At 68.6% G+C, this 18,798-nt stretch carries 19 protein-coding genes; 10 read left to right on the top strand and 9 right to left on the bottom strand.

The genetic code is table 11. The features are described from left to right. Window positions 1-62 precede the first annotated feature (62 nt). From AB0N03_RS14700 to ddaH, 6 genes are all read right to left on the bottom strand, one after another. Window positions 63-1,244, bottom strand: a complete 1,182-nt coding sequence (locus AB0N03_RS14700; RefSeq protein ID WP_364370718.1) for a glycosyltransferase family 4 protein — start codon at window positions 1,242-1,244, stop codon at window positions 63-65. Then, entirely contained in the window at window positions 1,234-2,550 is a 1,317-nt protein-coding gene (locus tag AB0N03_RS14695) for a nucleotide sugar dehydrogenase (protein WP_364370715.1), read from the bottom strand. Before AB0N03_RS14695 ends, AB0N03_RS14700 begins: the two co-directional genes overlap by 11 nt. Before the next feature lie 185 nt (window positions 2,551-2,735). After that, the gene (locus tag AB0N03_RS14690) at window positions 2,736-2,999 is read right to left on the bottom strand and encodes a helix-hairpin-helix domain-containing protein (RefSeq protein WP_364370712.1); all 264 of its coding nucleotides are present in this window, start codon (window positions 2,997-2,999) and stop codon (window positions 2,736-2,738) included. A gap of 66 nt (window positions 3,000-3,065) precedes the next feature. Further along, window positions 3,066-3,767, bottom strand: coding sequence for a glycoside hydrolase family 75 protein (locus AB0N03_RS14685; protein ID WP_364370709.1), 702 nt, complete (start codon window positions 3,765-3,767; stop codon window positions 3,066-3,068). Window positions 3,768-3,980: 213 nt separating this feature from the next. Beyond that, a complete protein-coding gene (locus AB0N03_RS14680) occupies window positions 3,981-4,640 on the bottom strand; it encodes a polysaccharide deacetylase family protein (RefSeq protein ID WP_364370706.1) in 660 nt (219 codons plus the stop codon). 80 nt (window positions 4,641-4,720) lie between these two features. Then, window positions 4,721-5,548: a dimethylargininase gene (ddaH, locus tag AB0N03_RS14675; RefSeq protein WP_364371003.1), complete on the bottom strand. Its 828-nt coding sequence runs from the start codon at window positions 5,546-5,548 to the stop codon at window positions 4,721-4,723. An 83-nt stretch (window positions 5,549-5,631) separates the two neighbouring features. Between ddaH and AB0N03_RS14670 the strand changes: the two genes are divergently transcribed. The 5 genes from AB0N03_RS14670 to AB0N03_RS14650 all read left to right on the top strand — a co-directional run bounded on the left by AB0N03_RS14670 (window position 5,632) and on the right by AB0N03_RS14650 (window position 10,605). Further along, on the top strand, window positions 5,632-6,078 hold the full coding sequence (locus AB0N03_RS14670; RefSeq protein WP_364370703.1) for an Lrp/AsnC family transcriptional regulator: 447 nt from the start codon (window positions 5,632-5,634) through the stop codon (window positions 6,076-6,078). A 93-nt stretch (window positions 6,079-6,171) separates the two neighbouring features. Further along, complete coding sequence (locus AB0N03_RS14665) at window positions 6,172-6,927, top strand: enoyl-CoA hydratase (RefSeq protein ID WP_364370701.1); 756 nt, start codon at window positions 6,172-6,174, stop codon at window positions 6,925-6,927. Window positions 6,928-7,189: 262 nt separating this feature from the next. Beyond that, the gene (locus tag AB0N03_RS14660; RefSeq protein ID WP_364370698.1) at window positions 7,190-9,118 is read left to right on the top strand and encodes a 2-oxoacid:acceptor oxidoreductase subunit alpha; all 1,929 of its coding nucleotides are present in this window, start codon (window positions 7,190-7,192) and stop codon (window positions 9,116-9,118) included. Then, the gene (locus tag AB0N03_RS14655) at window positions 9,115-10,179 is read left to right on the top strand and encodes a 2-oxoacid:ferredoxin oxidoreductase subunit beta (RefSeq protein WP_364370695.1); all 1,065 of its coding nucleotides are present in this window, start codon (window positions 9,115-9,117) and stop codon (window positions 10,177-10,179) included. The genes AB0N03_RS14660 and AB0N03_RS14655 overlap by 4 nt, the downstream gene beginning before the upstream one ends. A gap of 96 nt (window positions 10,180-10,275) precedes the next feature. Next, window positions 10,276-10,605, top strand: coding sequence for a VOC family protein (locus AB0N03_RS14650; protein WP_364370692.1), 330 nt, complete (start codon window positions 10,276-10,278; stop codon window positions 10,603-10,605). A gap of 57 nt (window positions 10,606-10,662) precedes the next feature. Here AB0N03_RS14650 and AB0N03_RS14645 read toward each other — a convergent pair whose 3' ends face one another. Further along, window positions 10,663-11,916, bottom strand: coding sequence for a hypothetical protein (locus tag AB0N03_RS14645; protein WP_364370689.1), 1,254 nt, complete (start codon window positions 11,914-11,916; stop codon window positions 10,663-10,665). Window positions 11,917-11,933: 17 nt separating this feature from the next. Continuing rightward, entirely contained in the window at window positions 11,934-12,986 is a 1,053-nt protein-coding gene (locus AB0N03_RS14640) for a polyprenyl synthetase family protein (protein WP_364371001.1), read from the bottom strand. Window positions 12,987-13,365: 379 nt separating this feature from the next. Between AB0N03_RS14640 and AB0N03_RS14635 the strand changes: the two genes are divergently transcribed. The 5 genes from AB0N03_RS14635 (at window position 13,366) to AB0N03_RS14615 (ending at window position 17,191) form a co-directional block, all read left to right on the top strand. Then, complete coding sequence (locus tag AB0N03_RS14635) at window positions 13,366-14,007, top strand: hypothetical protein (RefSeq protein ID WP_364370686.1); 642 nt, start codon at window positions 13,366-13,368, stop codon at window positions 14,005-14,007. Window positions 14,008-14,308: 301 nt separating this feature from the next. Continuing rightward, window positions 14,309-14,584 carry a hypothetical protein gene (locus AB0N03_RS14630; RefSeq protein WP_364370683.1) on the top strand — a complete coding sequence of 92 codons (276 nt, stop codon included), beginning with the start codon at window positions 14,309-14,311 and terminating at the stop codon, window positions 14,582-14,584. Next, a complete protein-coding gene (locus AB0N03_RS14625; RefSeq protein WP_364370680.1) occupies window positions 14,581-15,204 on the top strand; it encodes a DUF3558 domain-containing protein in 624 nt (207 codons plus the stop codon). Before AB0N03_RS14630 ends, AB0N03_RS14625 begins: the two co-directional genes overlap by 4 nt. A gap of 4 nt (window positions 15,205-15,208) precedes the next feature. Further along, on the top strand, window positions 15,209-16,498 hold the full coding sequence (locus AB0N03_RS14620) for a PPE domain-containing protein (RefSeq protein WP_364370677.1): 1,290 nt from the start codon (window positions 15,209-15,211) through the stop codon (window positions 16,496-16,498). A gap of 3 nt (window positions 16,499-16,501) precedes the next feature. After that, window positions 16,502-17,191, top strand: a complete 690-nt coding sequence (locus AB0N03_RS14615) for an ESX secretion-associated protein EspG (RefSeq protein WP_364370674.1) — start codon at window positions 16,502-16,504, stop codon at window positions 17,189-17,191. Window positions 17,192-17,224: 33 nt separating this feature from the next. Here AB0N03_RS14615 and nuoN read toward each other — a convergent pair whose 3' ends face one another. After that, window positions 17,225-18,796 carry an NADH-quinone oxidoreductase subunit NuoN gene (gene nuoN, locus AB0N03_RS14610; RefSeq protein WP_364370671.1) on the bottom strand — a complete coding sequence of 524 codons (1,572 nt, stop codon included), beginning with the start codon at window positions 18,794-18,796 and terminating at the stop codon, window positions 17,225-17,227. Between the last annotated feature and the right edge of the window lie 2 nt (window positions 18,797-18,798).

Here is an 18,798-nt window from a genome sequence, read left to right as displayed (position 1 = left end):
CGATCCGTCGTCGAGCCGCGAGCTTTGGTTACAGGTCCGGTGACTTCTTGACCCAACGGCGATCAAGACTTCACGGCGTGCTCATATGCGGCCAGCAAATTCTTCGCCGAGTTCTCCCACGAGAGCGCGCCGGCGACCCTGGCCTGCCCGAGCTTGCCCATCCGGACCCGCTCCTCCGGGTCGTCCAGCAGCTGCGAGACGAGCTTCGCGAACGCCGACTCGTCGTTCGCCGGGGCGTAGACCGCCGCGTCGCCCGCCGAAACGCGCGCTTCGCGCAGTTCGAACGAGACGATCGGCTTGCTCATCGCCATGTACTCCATGACCTTGTTCATCGTGGAGACGTCGTTGAGCGGGTTCAGCGGGTCCGGCGACAGGCAGACGTCGGCGGTGGACAGGTAGCGAACGAGGTCCTCGTCGGGGATCCGGCCGGTGAACTCGACCTGGTTGGCCAGCCCGAGCTTGGCCGAGAGCGCGACCATGTCGTCGAAGGCGTCGCCGGAGCCGACGAACACCGCGTGCCAGTCGGTGCGCCCGATCTCGTCACGCAGCTTCGCGAGCGCGCGCAGGGCGTAGTCGACGCCGTCCTGCGGGCCCATCACGCCGAGGTACGCCAGCAGGTGCGGCTTGCCCTTCTTCAGCTCGGGCTCGACGGGGACCTCGTGGAACCGCTCGACGACCGGGGCGCTGCGCACCACGAAGACGTCCTCGGGCCGCTTGCCGCCTCGGATCCGCGCGACCTGCTGGTAGCTCTCGTTCGTCGAGATCACGACGTCGGCGGCGCGGTAGGTGGCGCGTTCGAGCGCGCAGACCCCGCGGTAAAGGAGGTCTTGCCCGCGGTCGAACCGCGACAGGTACAGCTCCGGGCAGAGGTCGTGCTGGTCGAAGACGAACCGCGCGCCTTGGCGCTTGAGCACCTTCGCGACCAGGTACAGCAGGTCCGGCGGGTTGCAGGCGTGCACGACGTCGACCGGCCCGACCTTGCGCGCCAGCCGCAGCGTGTGCCACAGCGCGGTGCCGTATTCCTGCAGGTAGCCGGCGGGCCCGCCGGTCGCCGCCGTCAGCGGGTACCGGTGGATGTGGACGCCGTCGACGACGGCTTCGGCCTCGGTGTCGCGCTTCGTGCCCTGTGGGCAGATCACGTGGACTTCCCACCCGGCGTCGCGCAGGGTCGTGGACTCCTGCCAGACCCGCCGGTCGAAGGGGACGGACAGGTTTTCGACGAGGATGAGCGCTTTACCAGGCAAGGCCGGCGTATCCCTCTTCAAGGCGACGCTCGGCGGCGTCGGGCAGGCGGACGAGGTCGATGATCGCCCGGTCGCCGCCGTGCGGCAGGGCCGCCAGCACGTCCGGGTCCTTGGTGCCGACGAGCAGGACGTCGGCGTGGTCCATGACTTCTTCGACGGACCCGGCGAGCAGCTGCCCGAGGTGCGGCAGCCGGCCCTCGATGTACTCGCGGTTGGCGCCCATCAGCCGCGAGAGGCTGACGTTGGCGTCGTGGATCTTGAGGTCGAAGCCCTTGCCGAGCAGCTTCTCGGCCAGCTCGACCAGCGGGGACTCGCGCAGGTCGTCGGTGCCCGGCTTGAACGACAGCCCGAACAGCCCGACCTTGCGCTTGCCGGTGCGCGCGACCAGGTCGAACGCGCGCTGCAGGTGATCGGCGTTGGACGCGAGCACGTGCGACAGGATCGGCACGCTGACGTCGGCGCGGTGCGCGGCGTAGACCAGCCCGCGCAGGTCCTTCGGCAGGCAGGAGCCGCCGAACGCGAACCCGGGCTTGAGGTAGGCCGGGCTGATGTTGAGCTTGGTGTCGGCGAGGAAGACGTCGATCACCTGGTGCGAGTCGAGGCCGAGCGCCCGGCAGATCGAGCCGAGTTCGTTGGCGAACCCGATCTTCAGGCCGTGGAAGGAGTTGTCGGCGTACTTCGTCATCTCCGCCACCGGGATCGGCACGCGGAAGACCGGCCCGGGCAAGCCCTCGTACAGCGCCGCGACGGCGTCGCCGCTGGCCGCGTCGATCTCGCCGATCACGGTCTTCGGCGGGTCGAAGAAGTCGCGGACGCTGGTGCCCTCGCGCAGGAACTCGGGGTTCACCGCGACACCGAAGTCGACGCCGGCCGTGCGGCCCGAGGACTTCTCCAGGATCGGGACCAGCAGGTCCAGGCAGGTGCCCGGCAGCATCGTGCTGCGGAAGACGACGGTGTGCCGCTCGCTCTTGTTCGCGATCGCCTCGCCGATCTCCTCGGCGACGCGCTCGAGGTAGACGGTCGAGAGGCTGCCGTTCGGCGCCGACGGCGTGCCGACGCAGACCAGCGAGATCTCGCTGTCGGCGACGGCTTCCGCGACGTCGGTCGTGGCTCTCAGCGCGCCACTCGCGACGACTTCGGCGGTCAGCTCGCCGATCCGCTCCTCGACCACCGGGGCGTTGCCCGCGGTGATGAGGTCGATCTTGACCGGGTTGACGTCCACGCCGACCACCCGGTGTCCCTGTCCCGCCAGGCACGCGGCGGAGACACAACCGACGTAACCGAGCCCGAAGACACTGATCTTCACGCCAAACCTCCGCTTTTCCCACGCGACCCATGAGTTGGTCGGCGGGCCCCCCTGGATCGTTACCGCGGGGACGGCGAACGGGGTAAAGCGTGAGACGGCCGTTAGGCGTAACGGTTTTCGCGTAAAAATCGGATCTCGAATTGCAGGTTGCACGTGGGTGATCAACCCGGTGGGCGCGGTTTCGGTCAGCGGGTCCCGAGAAGGCGTTTCCGTTCCGGGGTGTAGGTCCACCACGGCCGCGGCGGGGCGCCGTCGGCTTGGTCGACCGCGGACATGAAGGTGTCGAGCACGCAGGGGTCGTGCCGGACGCCGTCGATCTCGCAGAGGCGTTCGTACAGTTCAACGGCGTCCTGCCCGGCCAGCTGCGCGGGCTCGGTGATGCCCAGCCGCGCGAAGTCGCGGACCATCGCGGGTCCGATGTTGGCGAGTTTCAGCAGTTCCTTGCTCATGCTCCCAGCACAGCAGCCGGGGCCGATCCGGTCTTGAACGGATCGGCCCCGGCTCGCGTGCGTGGGTCAGTTGTTGTTCACGAAGGTGGAGGCGAGGCTCTCACCCTTGCTCGTCGCGGCGGAGTGGTTCTCGATCGGCGAGACCGTCGAGTTCTTGAAGCAGATGTACGTCACCCCGGAGTCGGTGCCGCCGTTGGACGGGTCGGGGTTGATGCCGAGGTCCTTCGCGGTCGCGTAGGAGGCTTCCCCGATGATCTGCGTCGGCCCGGTGTCGCCGATGACCGCGTACTCGACCTTGCCGTTGTAGATCACGGCACAGGAGCCGCCGCCCTTCAGCTGCGACGACGAGTACTTCCAGATGCTGCTCGAGCTCGGCACGACGATGTAGGGCAGCTTCGCGGCGTTGAGCGGCTTGCCGTCGGACTGGTGGAACGCCGTGTCGTCCTGGTAACAGCAGTCGGTGTCTTCGTTGCACTGCGTGGAGCGCTGGCCGTCGCAGTCGATGTCCATGTCGGCTTTCCAGAACACCGCGCCGTTGGCGTCGCAGACGGCGACAGTCTTGCCGGAGACGTCTTCGTCGGTCTTGTACTTGCCGTTGGAGATCTGCTTGCAGCTGTTCGTCTTCGCCAGCAGCTGGGCCGCGGTCGGAGCGGCCGCCGTGGTGGCGGGTGCGGCGGCCGGGGCCGGTGCCGGTGCCGCGGACGCGAGGGCCGAGGGCAGCACGGCCGCGGCGAGCGCCATGGTCGCGAGCAGGATCAGTTTCCGCATTCTCGGTGCTCCCTTTAGTTAGGAAACTTTCCTTACGGCGGCGAGGCGACCAGGATGCACCCGGGGCGAAGGCGGGTACAAGACCTGACGGTGCGGGAGTTTCCCATCATGCGAGCGCGGTTGACGAAAAGGCTGCTCACCGTGGGAGGGCGCGGGAAATTGGTCTCGACCATGTGCCGATGACCGGGACCGGCCAGGTCGGCCGAACCAGGCTTAACGGACAGGGCGCCGGAAGACCCGGCTCACCCAGTTCCCGGCCCGCCGGTGCCCGGCGACGAGCACGTCGTCCAGCCAGTCGTCGTCGAGGTCGTGGCTGAGCTCCGTGCGCGCCTGCAGCCACCCGTCCTGGCTCGCCGCGCCGCCGTCGCTGGAGTACACGCGCGTCGCGCCCGCCTGCTTCAACCGCGTCAGCACTTTCTTGTCGTAAGCGCCGAACGGCAGCGAGTACCGCCGCACCGGACGGCCGCACAGGTCACCGAGGAGCTTCGGCGCGTCCGTCAGCTCGCGGCGGGCGTGACGGTCGTCGAGGCGGCGCCAGTCGCGCGGCTCCCAGCCGTGCGAGCCGATCTCCATCCCCGCGCGCGCCAGCTCGCGCAGGCCGGCGCGGTCGAGGTAGCCGCGCTGGCCGAGGCGGCCGGCGAGCGGGAAGAACTCCGCCGTCAGCCCGCGGTCGACCAGCCGGGGCAGGGCGATCTCGACGTCGGACTCGTTGCCGTCGTCGAAGGTGAGGTGGACGTGCGCCTTGTCTTGAATGGCCTCGAGCACCTGCTCGAACTGCTCGACCGTCACCCAGCGCTCGTCCTCACCGGGGTCGAGCTGACGAGCCGGCCGCCCGATCCCGTGCAGGGCGAGGTTCACCGTCACCGCTCTCACCGCCTGCCACTGCGAGTAGTCGATTTGTTACCTCGATTAATCGCCATGGCAAACGGGTGAGTTACAGTTTTTGCGGAAAATCAGCCCTTTCGGATTTCGAGGGTGCAGCACTTGGGGCCGCCGCCGGCTTTCCGCAGCTCGGAGATGTCGACGTAGACCGGCTCGTACCCCCGATCGGCGAGAAGTTCACCCAGTCGGGTGGCCTCGACGGGGAGGACGACGTTGCGGCCATCGGATACGCCGTTGAGGCCGAAACACTCGGCGTCTTCCTTCGTCGCTTGCACGGCGTCGGGGAACAGCCGCTCCAGGACGCGGCGCGAGCCGGCCGAAAACGCTTCGGGGTAGTAGACGATCTGCGCGCGGGCCGTGTCAGTCGCCTCGGCGAGCACGAACAACGCCGTGTCGAGGTGGTAGTAGAGCGGGTCGATCAGGTGCAGCGAGACGACCGGGACGCCGAGGACCTCCTGGGCTTCGGCGTGCGCGGCCGGGTCGGTGCGGAAGCCGGTGCCGGCGAGCAGCAGCGTGCCCGTCCAGGCGAAGTCGCCCTCGGCCTCGTTGATCTTCTCGGGCATCGTGATGTCGCGGTAGCCGTGCTCGACGAACCAGCGGCGGAAGTGCTCGGCCTCGGCGGCGCGCTGCGGCGCGCGGAACCGCGAGCCGAGGACGCGGCCGTCGACGACCGTGCCGGAGTTCGCGGCGAAGACCATGTCGGGCAGGCCGGGCTGGGCGTCGATCTCCTCGACGGTGTGGCCGAGGCGGCGGTAGGTGTCACGCAGCTCGGTCCACTGCGCGACGGCGAGGTCGGCGCTGACCGGCTGGGTCGGGTCCATCCAGGGGTTGATGACGTAGTCCACCGCGAAGTGGCGCGGGGGGCACATCAGGTATCGACGGGTGGTCGGTACGCGCATCTCCTGCATGATTGCAGGGTAAGGGGCGCCAAATATCGCAATCAATCGCTGTTCGCTGCGCGTATCTGTGCTAAGTGTTGCGTGTGAACACCATCGACCAGCGAATCGTTTCGTGCCTCGTGGCCAACGCGCGATCCAGCTACGCGGAGATCGGCAAAGTGGTCGGACTATCCGCCCCGGCGGTGAAGCGGCGGGTCGACCGGCTCCTCGAAACGGGCATCTTGCGGGGGTTCACGGCGGTGGTCGACCCGGAGGCGCTCGGCTGGGGAACGGAGGCGTTCGTCGAGGTCACGTGCCAGGGCAACATCACGCCGGCCCGGATCCGGTCGCGGTTGGAGCCGCTGCCGGAGGTGGTGGCGGCGTACACGGTGTCGGGAGCGGCGGACGCGATCGTCCACCTGCGGGCGGCGGACATCCACCACCTGGAGACGGCGCTGGAGCGGCTGCGCGGGCTGGAGATCGTGGACCGGACGGTGTCGACGGTGGTGCTTTCGCGGCTGCTGGAGCGGCCGCCGACGCCGGAGGAGTGAGGCGGGCGTGCCTCCGGCCCCCGGTTTCCAGCTTATCGGCGGGCACCGACAGTTCCGTCCCCTCGCCCGCACCGCCACCAATACCCTGACCCGATGACCGACAGCATCGTCAGCGAGCACACCGGTGGCGTCGCGCTGCTGACCGTCGACGCGCCCGGCAGCCGCAACGCGCTCACCCTCGACCTCTCCACCCAGCTCGTGGCCGCCGTCGAAGCCGCGGAACGGGATGAAAGCGTCCACGCCGTCGTCGTCACCGGTACGCCGCCCGCGTTCTGCGCCGGCGCCGACCTGACCGCGCTCGGCAACGCCGACGAGGCCGGCTTGCGCGCCATCTACGAGGGCTTCCTCGCCGTCGCGCGGTGCACGCTGCCGACCATCGCCGCGGTCGGGGGCGCCGCCGTCGGGGCGGGGCTGAACCTGGCGCTCGCCGCCGACGTCCGGCTCGCCGGGCCGCGGGCGAAGTTCGTCGCCCGGTTCCTCGAGCTCGGCCTGCACCCCGGCGGCGGCATGACGTGGATGACGCAGCGGCTGGCCGGCCCGCAGCAGGCCGCCGCGATGACGTTGTTCGGGCAGCCGCTCGGCGCCGAAGCCGCCGTGCGCGCCGGGCTGGCCCTCGAAGTGGTCGAAGGTGACCTCATCGCCGCGGCCCGGGAACTGGCCGCGCCCGCGGTCGCCGCGCCGCGCGAGGCTCTCATCGCCACCAAGCGCAGCCTCCGGACGACCGCGTCACTCGCCGCGCACGCCGACGCCGTCGACGTCGAGATCCAGCCGCAGCTCGCGTCGCTGGCCTCGCCGGAGTTCGCCGAGCGGCTCGAGGCCATGCGAGCCCGAATTCGGTCCCACTCCTGATCCCATCAAGTGGACGCCCCTACGCGAGACTCGAGTCACAGCGAAGACAGGGGTTTTACCGTTACCATCGGTAACACGTAATTGTCGGACCAGCACAGAAGAACCGATAGCGCAGCAATGAGGTCGTTCCGGACCCCGGGAGTCTAGGAACATCGTGCTCGAGCGCGAGCTAACCTCGTGGTAGGGCCTGGTGATCAGCCTGTCACGACACCGGGCAGGTGACCGATGGCCACAACGTCGGGAGAGAGGGAATCCCTGACCCATGAGCACGAGTGCGAACGGCAACGGCGCTGGTCACGGCTCACTCGCCGCAACCAGGCCGACCGAGATCAGCAAGCTGGACCGGGTCGTGATCCGGTTCGCGGGCGACTCGGGTGACGGCATGCAGCTGACCGGCGACCGGTTCACGTCCGAGGCCGCCGCGTTCGGCAACGACCTGTCGACGATGCCGAACTTCCCCGCCGAGATCCGCGCGCCGCAGGGCACCATTCCCGGCGTCTCGAGCTTCCAGGTGCACTTCGCCGACTACGACATCCTCACCCCCGGCGACCGCCCGGACGTGCTGGTGGCGATGAACCCGGCCGCCCTCAAGGCCAACCTCGCCGACGTCCCGCACGGCGGGACGATCATCCTCAACACCGACGACTTCATCAAGCGCAACCTCACCAAGGTCGGCTACGCCGCCGACCCGCTCGAGGACGACACGCTCGAGGCGTACCAGGTGCACCGGGTCGCCATGTCGACGCTGACCCAGGGCGCGCTCGCCGACACCGGGCTCGGCAAGAAGGACGCCGAGCGCTGCAAGAACATGTTCGCCCTCGGCCTGCTGTCGTGGATGTACCACCGGCCCACCGACGGCACCGAGCGGTTCCTGCGCGAGAAGTTCGCCAAGAAGCCGGACATCGCCGAGGCCAACATCCTGGCCTTCCGCGCGGGGTGGAACTACGGCGAGACCACCGAGTCGTTCGCGACGACGTTCCAGGTCGCGCCGGCGAAGCTGGCCCAGGGCACCTACCGCCAGATCACCGGCAACACCGCGCTGGCGTACGGCATCGTGGCCGCCGGGCAGCGCTCCGGCCTGCAGATCCTGCTCGGCACCTACCCGATCACGCCGGCGTCGGACATCCTCCACGAGCTGTCCAAGCACAAGAACTTCGGCATCATCACCTTCCAGGCCGAGGACGAGATCGCCGGTATCGGCGCCGCGCTGGGCGCGTCCTACGGCGGCGCGCTCGGCGTCACCTCGACGTCCGGCCCGGGTGTCGCGCTGAAGTCCGAAGCCGTCGGCCTCGGCGTGATGGTCGAGCTGCCGCTGGTCGTCATCGACGTCCAGCGCGGCGGTCCGTCCACCGGCCTGCCGACCAAGACCGAGCAGGCCGACCTGCTGCAGGCGATGTTCGGCCGCAACGGCGAGTCGCCGGTCCCGATCGTCGCGCCGCTGTCGCCGGCGGACTGCTTCGACGCGGCCGTCGAGGCCACCCGGATCGCGCTGAAGTACCGCACCCCGGTGCTGCTGCTCTCGGACGGCGCGATCGCCAACGGCTCCGAGCCGTGGCTGATCCCGGACGTCGAGACACTGCCCGACCTGGGCGTCGAGTTCGCGTCCGAGCCGAACGCCGACAACGACTCCGGCGAGTTCTGGCCCTACGTGCGCGACCCCGAGACGCTCGCCCGCGCCTGGGCCGTCCCAGGCACGCCGGGGCTGCAGCACCGCATCGGCGGGCTGGAGAAGGCCGACAAGACCGGTCACATCTCCTACGACCCGGACAACCACGACAAGATGGTCCGGCTGCGGCAGGCGAAGATCGACGGCATCGACGTCCCCGACGTCGTGGTCGACGATCCGAGCGGCGGCAAGGCCCGCGTGCTCGCGCTGGGCTGGGGTTCGTCGTTCGGCCCGATCGGTGCCGCGTGCCGGCGGGTGCGCAAGCTCGGGATGCCGATCGCGCAGGCCCACCTGCGTCACCTCAACCCGCTGCCGGCCAACCTCGGCGACATCATGCGCAGCTACGACAAGGTCGTGGTGCCGGAGATGAACCTCGGCCAGCTGTCCCTGCTGCTGCGCGCGAAGTACCTGGTGGACGTCCACTCGCACACCAAGGTCGCCGGGATGGCGTTCAAGGCCGAAGAGCTGCAGAACCTGTTCGCGGAGATCATCACCAGCGTTGCTACGGAGGCGGCGAAACAATGACCGCAATCGACATCGGGCTTCCCACCATCGGTGGCCTGGACCTTGTGCCCACCACCGAGGAGCCGCAGAAGGCCAAGGACTACAAGTCCGACCAGGAAGTCCGCTGGTGCCCCGGCTGCGGCGACTACATCGTGCTGAACACGATGCAGTCGTTCCTGCCGACGCTCGGCCTCAAGCGCGAGAACATCGTGTTCATCTCGGGCATCGGCTGCTCGTCGCGCTTCCCGTACTACCTCAACACCTACGGCATGCACTCGATCCACGGCCGCGCGCCGTCGATCGCGACCGGCCTGGCCACCACGCGGCCGGATCTGTCGGTGTGGGTCGTCACCGGTGACGGCGACGCGCTGTCCATCGGCGGCAACCACCTGATCCACGCGCTGCGCCGCAACGTGAACATCAAGATCCTGCTGTTCAACAACCGGATCTACGGCCTGACCAAGGGCCAGTACTCCCCGACGTCGGGCCAGGGCATGGTCACGAAGTCGACGCCGATGGGTTCGGTGGACACCCCGTTCAACCCGCTCTCGCTGGCGATCGGCGCCGAGGCGTCCTTCGTGGGCCGGGCCATGGACTCCGACCGCAAGGGCCTCACCGAGGTCCTGCAGGCCGCGGCGGAGCACCGCGGGTCGGCGCTGGTGGAGATCTACCAGAACTGCCCGATCTTCAACGACGGCGCGTTCGACGTCCTCAAGGACGCCGACGAGGCCGCCGCCCGGCTGATCCCGCTGCGCGCCGGCGAGCCGATCCGCTTCGGCCCCAACCAGGAGTTCGGCGTCAAGCGCGGCGAGTGGGGCGGCCTCGACGTCGCCAAGGTCGCCGACATCGGCGAGGACAACGTCGTGGTGCACGACCCGTCGATCCACGACACGTCGTACGCGTTCGCGCTGTCCCGTCTCGGCGACCAGAGCCTGAACCACGTCCCGACGGGCATCCTCCGCCAGGTCGAGCGCCCGACGTACGACGACGGCGCCCGCGCCCAGGTCGAGCAGGCCCGCGCGGCCCGCACGCCCGACCTGCAGGGGCTGCTGCGCGGCAAGGACACCTGGACGGTCGCGTAGTTTTCGCTTCTCCGAGGGCCGCCACGGTAAGCGCGTGGCGGCCTTCGGCGTTTCGGGGGTTGCCAGAGCTAGGACACCTGTCCTAAGTTTTGGGTCATGCGACCTTTCGTGTTCTTCGACGTCCGGACGGCCGATGTGGACGGCACCAAGCGGTTCTTCGGCGAGTTGCTCGGCTGGCAGACGTCCGGCGCCTTGCTGACCGACGACGGCGCGCCGTGGGGCGGCCTGACCGAACTGGCGCCGGACGACGACCGCGCGCCGCAGTGGCTGCCCTACGCGCCGGTGTCCGATGTGGACTCCGCGGCGGCGAAAGCCGTGGAGCTGGGCGGAAAGGTCGTGCGGGAGCGCACGGATCTTCCGGTCGGCTCCCTGGTGGTGGTCACCGATCCCGGCGGCGCGGCCATGGTCCTGTTCCAGGCGGCCTGAAACGCCATGAAGGGCACCCGCATGGCCTGAGAGCCATGCGGGTGCCCTTCATGGAAATCAGCTGAGCGGCCGGAACCCGACCCGCTCGGCGTCCTCGGCGGTCCGGAACCACACCTCGGCCACCATCTTCGGGAACTGCGCGGATTCTTCGGTGCAGTACCGCAACGCCGTCACGCTCGCCTTCACCTCGAACCCGTCACCCGGCCGGCCGCCACCGGGCCGCGGCATCGCCGAGCCGGGGCCGAACGGGCCGGGCGGGACCGCGTCCTCGGCCGCCTGCCGCGCGGGCGGCGGCTCCGGCGCCGCGAGGGCGGCCTGGTTCGGCTGCACCGACGGCTCGAACAGCGAACCGCTGTGGGCACCGGACAGGTCGGTCTCGCGTCGCTCGACGGTGCGCATCGACGGCTGGATCGGCTGCGGCGCATCGAATCCGCCCCGCAGCGCTTCCCGCGGCTGCCGCTTCGGCAGCACCTGCGTCGCCTCGGCCGGGGTCTCCGGCGGCACGTCCAGCTCGCCGTTCGCTCCGGAGTCGTCGCCGCCGAACGCGTACTGCGGCGCCTCTTCCGGCTCGGCCTCATCGGCCTCTTCGGACTGTTCGCCGACCGAATTCAGGTAGCGCGTGCGCTGCATCGGCTCCTCGAACGCCGACCGCTCGGACGGCAGTTCGTGGTCGAACCAGTCCGGCGCCGGCGCGTTCTCCGCCGGGGGCTGGAACAGCGAACCGGCGGCGGGTTCCGGGTCGAGCTGCTGCTCGAGCCGCGAGAGCGCCGGCGTGGCGGGCTCGGGCTCGTCCTCCGGCGTCAGGTATTCGGTCGCGGCCGTGCGGTAAGGATCCTCGTCGTCCGGCTCGGCGACCGGCGTCAGGAACTGCGTCTCCGAGGCGCGGTACGAACCGTCGTCTTCGGACTCCGGCTCCGGCCGGAAGGCGTCGTCGGGGTCCGGGTGCGTCCCCGGCGGCACCTGCGAGTCCAGCTCGGCGAAGTCCTGGTCGATGTCGTCGTGGACTTCACCGCGGTGGATCGGCGGCGCGGCGACCAGCGTGCCCGGATAGGACGTCTCCTGCCGCGACGGCGCCGGCTCGGGCCGCCGCTCGAGGCGCGGTTCCGGCCGGGCGAAGACCTCGGTGCCCGGCGCGGCCAGCCCCGCGGCGTTCGCGGGGGTGCGCGCGGCGTCGGCGTGGGCCTGCGCCAGCGAACTTTCCAGCTTGCGAACGCTCTTGCGGAGCGGCAGCACCAGCACCAGCCAGGTGAGCAGCACCCCGACGAAGAACGCCGCGAGACTCCACAGCCAAACCTGTCCGAAAATGGACATCTCTTTCCTGCCCCTGTTTAGTGCGTGCGCGCGACGAGGTAGTCGGCGACCGACTCGCACGCGTCCCGGGCGGGTGACGCGGGCAACGCGGCAAGCTCGGCTCGCGCGCGCTGAGCGTAGTCGGAAAGGGTGACGCGTGCTCGTTCGAGTCCACTACTCGCGCGCAGCAGCTCCAGGGCCTCCTGGACGACGGCGTCGTCGGCGATCGGGCCGGAAAGCAGCTCGATGAGCCGCGGGTCCGTGTCCGGGTCGGCCAGCGCGTACAGCATGGGCAGCGTCCGGACGCCCTCGCGCAGGTCGGTGCCCTGGGCCTTGCCGAGCTCGTCGGACGGCGAGGCGATGTCGATGATGTCGTCGGAGATCTGGAACGCGGTGCCGATGATGTCGCCGAACCGGCGCAGCGCCTGGATGTGCTCCTCGGCGGCGCCGGACATCATGCCGCCGAAGCGGCCGGAGGTGGCGATCAGCGAGCCGGTCTTCTGCGCGATCACGGTGAGGTAATGCGCGACGGCGTCGTCACCCGGCCCGGGGCCGACGGTCTCGCGCATCTGGCCGGTGACCAGCTCGCCGAAGGTCTCGGCGATGATCCGCGCGGCGTCGGTGCCGAGGTCGGCGACCAGGCGCGAGGCGTGGGCGAAGAGGAAGTCGCCGGTGAGGATGGCGATGGTGTTGTCCCAGCGCGCGTTGACGCTCTCGGCGCCGCGGCGCATGTCCGCCTCGTCCATGACGTCGTCGTGGTAGAGCGTGGCGAGGTGCACCAGCTCGACCGCGGCGGCGGCGATCACGACGTGGTCGTCCTGCTTCGGCCCGAACTGCGCCGACAGCAGGGTGAACAGCGGACGGAAGCGTTTGCCCCCCGCCTCGACCAGGTGCAACGCGGCGTCGTTGACGGCCTGGACGTCACTGCGGACGACCTCGCGAAGCAGCTTCTCGACGTCGGCCAGCCCGGTCGCGATCGCGCGCAGCAGGGTCTCGTCGGCGATCTGCAGGCCGACCGACGCGCGCAGGTCCTCGAGGGCGCCACCCGGCGCAGCGGGGAGGGATCCCGCCCCGGGGGCTGGGGAAGGCACAGACACGTCGGCTCCGCTCTACTCGTGCACCGGTCGGGTTACGGCCTTGAGCGTAGTGGCTACCCCGCGCGGTCGTTTACCCGCTGTCCTGCGGAAACGGTGACGAACATGACACCTCGGCGGCACTTGGTGCGGATGTCGTCCAAGCAGGTCGAGCTGACGGCGAGTTTGTCCGGCCTGCCCTGGACGAGGACGCGGTAGGCCGGCATGGGCAGACAGATACAGAGTCGCATCCGAATACCGGCGGACTATCCGACGAGTGGTTCAAGATCCACGAAGGAGTGGTCAACGGTTTCGGGCGCAACGGACGTCTCCGGCGGGCGGATATTCAGCTCGAGGAAGAGCAGGCGCTCTCCCCGGTCGTCAAGGAGGACGCGACATGCGCAACACCATCGCGAGGCTCGCCGTGGCCCTGTTGGTGGCGGGTCTCGCCGCGGCGCCGGCGCAGGCCGCGCCGCAACCGGGCGTGGCGAACATCGGCTCGGCCGAGTTCACGAAGTCCGGCTCGACGATCAAGGTCCCGATCCAAGGCCTCTGTTCGCTGGACGGCCCGACGAGCGCGACGGCCCAGGTGGTGGCGAAGACGGGCATCACCTTCGGCGGCGGCACGTCGTCCTGCACGACGGCGGTGACGGACCCGAACACGGACGCGACCACGACGACGTCCACGGCGACGGGCAAGAACTTCGAGCTGTCGGCCCTGGTGAGCGCGGGCGGCCCGCGCGTCAAGCTGTCGACGTTCACGGTGAAGTGCACGGCGACCCAGACACAGACGAACGCGACGTGGAGCTACGGCGGGCTGTCAGGCATCCCGAACCCGCCGAGCCCGGTCCCGGTCGGTTACACGGAACCGATCAAGAAGTCGAACGGAACGGTGCTGGCGAACGCGGTGTTCAACACGCAGAACCTCCCGGGCGACGGCAGCGTCGGCTTGACGATGCTGCGGATCGACTTCCTCCCGGCGTCGGAAATCACGGGACAGGTGGCGCTGGGCAACACATCCTGCGAACCGACGCCGTAGAGGCGGGGAGGGCCGCGGCCGAGGGGGCCGCGGCCCTCGTTTTCCCGGCTTTTGGGGTGTGGGAACCCTGGTAGTCTGCTGGCCGTCGGATACGCAGGGTGCCCGGGGCGGAGCACACTGCAAGCTAGGGGAGAGCTGATGACGACGGGGTTGAGTGATGATTGAGGGTCCGGCATACGACCCGAACGGCACACGGCGAGCACCGCTGAGGCCGATAACGCCGCGGGCGGGGTCTTATGGGGGGCATGAGGCGAGCTCGGGTGGCTCGGGGTTCCAGTACGACGAGGCGACGCTTCGTGAGTTGATGCACGAGTGGAATGACTTGGCGAACGAGTTTCAAGACGACCTGAGCAGAGCACGGGTCATCGCCACCACCGAGGGACCTGGTCTTGACTACGCCAGTGGCGGCAATGCCGAATTGATTCGCCAGTCCGGCTCAGCACTCACGTCCACACTCTATGAGCGCGCGGTCTACTGCCGGGCCATGGCTGCGAAAATTCAGGCAGCTCTGGGCAAATACGCTACCGCCGAGGAGACGCACTCGACGGAGATCAACCAGACCGGAGGCAGTCTGTGAAACGCGCCCTGCTGCTCGGACTAGGCGCGACCATGCTGCTGGCGACTGCGTGCACCACGACTGAAACCGGCACAGCTTCGCCCTCTTCCACCGACTCGAGCGCATCCCCATCCAGCGACCAGAACTCGCAATTGCCCGGTACCGGAGTGCCCGAGGTCGCATCCCCGATCGACACTGCGAAGTTCCAGCAGAAGCCTTGTACGACGCTTACAGATGCGCAGATCGCCGAACTCCTCGGTCCGGACGTGGCGCCGAAGGAAGACCCCACAGACGTCGCCGGCCCCAGCTGCTTCTGGCATCCGGTTTCGGTTACGCAGGCTGCCGTCTCGGTCATCTACGCCACTAAAAATCGACGCGGCCTTACTTCGATCTACCAGCAGAAAGATACAAAATTTCCGTTGTTCGTCCCCATGGAACCGATCGATGGCTACCCGACCGTGGCATATGGCCAGGCTGATCTGCGGGCCGCGGGCACCTGCGCGATCGCCATGGGGACCAGCGACGAAGACGTCGTCGACGTGTCGGTAGCCCTCTCCGAGGGCAATGTCGGCAAAAAAGATCCCTGCGCGGCAGCCCACGAAGTAGCGGCAACCGTGCTGAACAATCTCCGGGCCAGGTGAATCGATGGTTACCGAAGGACCACTTACCGCTGCTCAGATCTACGAGCAGGTTACCGGCGGTGAAGGATCACAGTCGCTGTCCAACGCCGAACGTGACGCCGGCCATCTAACGAACCGGATGGTTGAGCGGGCTCAGCGGATCAGCTCTCTCCGCGCCAAGACCATGTCCGGCTGGCAGGGCGGTGCCGGGCAGGCTGCCGCCGATGCCACCCTTCCCCTCGTCCAAGCCGCCGGTGATGATGCTGTTCATCTCAAGACTGCTCAGGCTGCTGTTGGTGCCCAGATGGATGCCTTTGGGACCGCCAAGAACTCCGTCAAGCCTGTTGCTCCTCAGCCTCCCGAGATCACCTCTGACGACGTTCTTCACGTCCTCAACGGCGAAGGCTTCGGGACCTACAACACCAAGGTTTCCGGCTGGCAAGCCGATAGTCAGGCCAACATCGATGCCTTCAGTGCCTATCACTCCGCCAGTGGCACCAATGGTGGGCAGATGCCCGCCCAGTACGCGCAGCTCGCTGACTCCGGTGCTCCCATTGGCATGACCGATCGCGCCGATCGCACGGCCGGTCCTACCGATACTGGCGAATGGGCTCGGAACCCGCGGCAGCCGCAAGTGCCCGCGCAGCAGAACCGGCAGACCGAGCAAAACCAAGTCCAGAACCACGTCACGAACCAAAACCAGGTTCAAAACCAAAACCAAAACCAAAATCAGTTCCAGAACCAGGTTCAGCAGCCCGCCACCAGCAACACAGACACCACCCACGCCAACAGCTACGTCCCCCAGCCCGTCACGCCTCCCGCCGCTCAGGGTGGGTATCAGTTCGGGCCCACCGGGCCGCCCGGCAGCAACTTCGGTGGTAACAACACCTTCGGCCCCGGCGCCGGCGGCTACCCGACTAGCGGGTTCGGGCCCGGCACCGGCGGGTACGGAAGCGGAACGAACACGGGTACAGGAACCGGCACCGGCTACCGGCCGGGCGCAGGAACAGGAACAGGGACCGGCGCAGGAACAGGGACAGGGCCGGGCACAGGCATGCGAAACCCAGGAGCCAGCACCGGCGCCAGGATCCCCGAAGAACGACTCGGCGGAACAGCAGCCCGAGGCGCCCCCGGCTCCCGGGGCGCCAACGGTATGCCCATGGGCGCCCCCGCCGGTGGGCGCGGCGCCAAAGAAGAAGACAAAGAAAAGAAATCCGCTCCCTACCTCCGCAACCCCGATCCGGACGAAACCTTCGGCGGCTTCATCGAAAAGCCGATGCCGCCGGTCATCGGCGAGAACCGGTCCAAGAAGTAGCCGATGCTCAACGCCGAATTCACCCTGAACACCCTGCTCACCGCCCTGCGCAACGTCGGCTGCGGCGATCCGCATCCCGTCCTCGCCAAGGGACTCAGGTACATTCCGCCGTCAACAAAAAAGGCAGCGAACCGCGAAGCCTTCGAAGAACTCAGCCACTACGGCTTCACCCAAGGCGACGGCTTCACGCCGGAGTTCGAGGACGTCCTGCACCTCATCGACAACCCGCAACAAGAGTTCTTCGCCTACGCCCGCGACACCGAAGAACAGATCGGCATCCTCGTCGCCGCACAGAGCAGAACCGCCGTCAGCGTTGTCTGCCGAGGCGAGACCGTCGAGCTCAAAGACGTCTCCCCCGACACCCACCCCGCCGACGCCCTGGTGAGACTCCTGCCGCCTTACCAACCCGCGGCCATCAAGCCCTTCTCGCTCCCCCAGGAAGACTTCAAACCACACGAAGAAAGCGACATCTTCGACGACGCTCCGGCCCGCAGCCGGGAAGCGCAAGAACTCGACGCCCTCTTCCAGCAACCCCACTTCGGCGTCGGGCAGCTCTATGCCGGAAACGCCACCGTCAACTACCTCGACCTCGATGCCGGACGCGTCGGGATCGCGCTCGCCGGCGGCTACATCAGCGTCCTGCCCGGCGAGGCGACACAACTGAGCCACAAACTAAAGGCCGCCACTCCCTGATGAAGAGAGAGTGGCGGCCCGGAAAAGCAAAACTCAGGAAGCGAAACCGCCCGCGCCGGCCCAGCCCAGCGCGAATGCCGGGACCAGGCCGAGGATCAGCGTCACCGCCGTGCCCAAAAAGATCGCCGTTCCCGTGCCGAAGCCCGGGACCGAGACCGAGGGGCCGTCCGCCGCCGGTTCGGAGAAGTACATCAACACGATCACCCGCAGGTAGAAGAACGCCGCCACCGCGCTGAAGACCAGCGCCACGACGACCAACGGCGCCATTCCGTCGGACAGCGCCGCCGAGAACACCACGAACTTGCCGATGAACCCGGACGTCAACGGGATTCCCGCCAGCGCCAGCAGCAAGAACGTGAAGATGCCGGCCACCAGCGGGGAGCGCTTCGCCAGCCCGGCCCACGCCGAGAGGTGCGTCGCCTCGCCCGAGGAATCGCGCACCAGGCTGATCACGCCGAACGCCGCCAGCGTCGTGAAGCCGTACGCCAGCAGGTAGAACAGCGTGCTCGACAGGCCGTTCTTCGTGATCGCGATCGCGCCGACCAGCAGGAACCCGGCGTGGGCGATCGACGAGTACGCGATCATGCGCTTGACGTCCGTCTGGGTCAGGCCCAGCACCGCGCCGATCACCATCGAGATGATCGCGACGCCCCAGAGGACGCCGCGCCACTCCCAGCTCGTCGAGCCGAACGCCACCGACAGCACCCGCAGGATCCCGCCGAACGCCGCGACCTTCGTGCACGCCGCCATGAACGCCGTCACCGGTGTCGGCGCTCCTTGGTACACGTCCGGGGTCCACGTGTGGAACGGGCCGACCGAACCCTTGAACAGCAGGCCGACCACCAGCAGGCCGAGGCCGGCGAACAGCAGCGTGTCCGACCGGTCCGAACCCGCCGCCGCGGCCGCGATGTCCGCCAGCTTCACGGAGTTCGCGTAGCCGTACAGCAGCGCGAGCCCGTACAGGAAGAACGCCGAGGAGAACGCGCCGAGCAGGAAGTACTTGACCGCCGCCTCCTGCGACAGCAGCCGGCGTCGGCGAGCCAGGCCGCACATCAGGTACAGCGGCAGCGACAGCACTTCCAGCGCGATGAACATCGTCAGCAGGTCGTTCGACGCGCAGAACGCCATCATGCCGCCGAGCGCGAACAGCGTCAGCGGGAACACCTCGGTCTGCATGACCGTCGCCGTCTGGGCGCGGTCCTGGACCGTGCCCGGCCGGATGCCGGCCTGCGCGACCAGCGCGCCGCCCGGCTCGACCACGCGGTCGGAGATCAGCAGCACCGCGCCGACGGCCAGGGCCAGCAGCGTGCCCCAGAGGAACAGCGCCGGCTTGTCGATCGAGATCGCGCCGCTGAACGTCTTCACGCCGCCCGCGGGCGCGTCGCCCGTGGCGTAGAGGAACAGGCTGACGCCGGCCGCGACGATCGCCGCCAGGCTCAGCCCGACCTGCACGCCGAAGCGTGCGCGCTTCGACGCGAACGCCTCGACCAGCACGCTGACGCACGCCGCCCCGAAGACGATCAGCATCGGCAGGACCGCCGGGTAGTCCACCGACGGCGTCGTGATCGGCGGCTCCGGCGCCTGGGTCAGGAGGATGTCGAGCACGG

This window comes from Amycolatopsis sp. NPDC051061, assembly GCF_040682935.1.
Classification (GTDB): domain Bacteria; phylum Actinomycetota; class Actinomycetes; order Mycobacteriales; family Pseudonocardiaceae; genus Amycolatopsis.
This window is presented reverse-complemented; position numbering and strand designations above follow the sequence as displayed.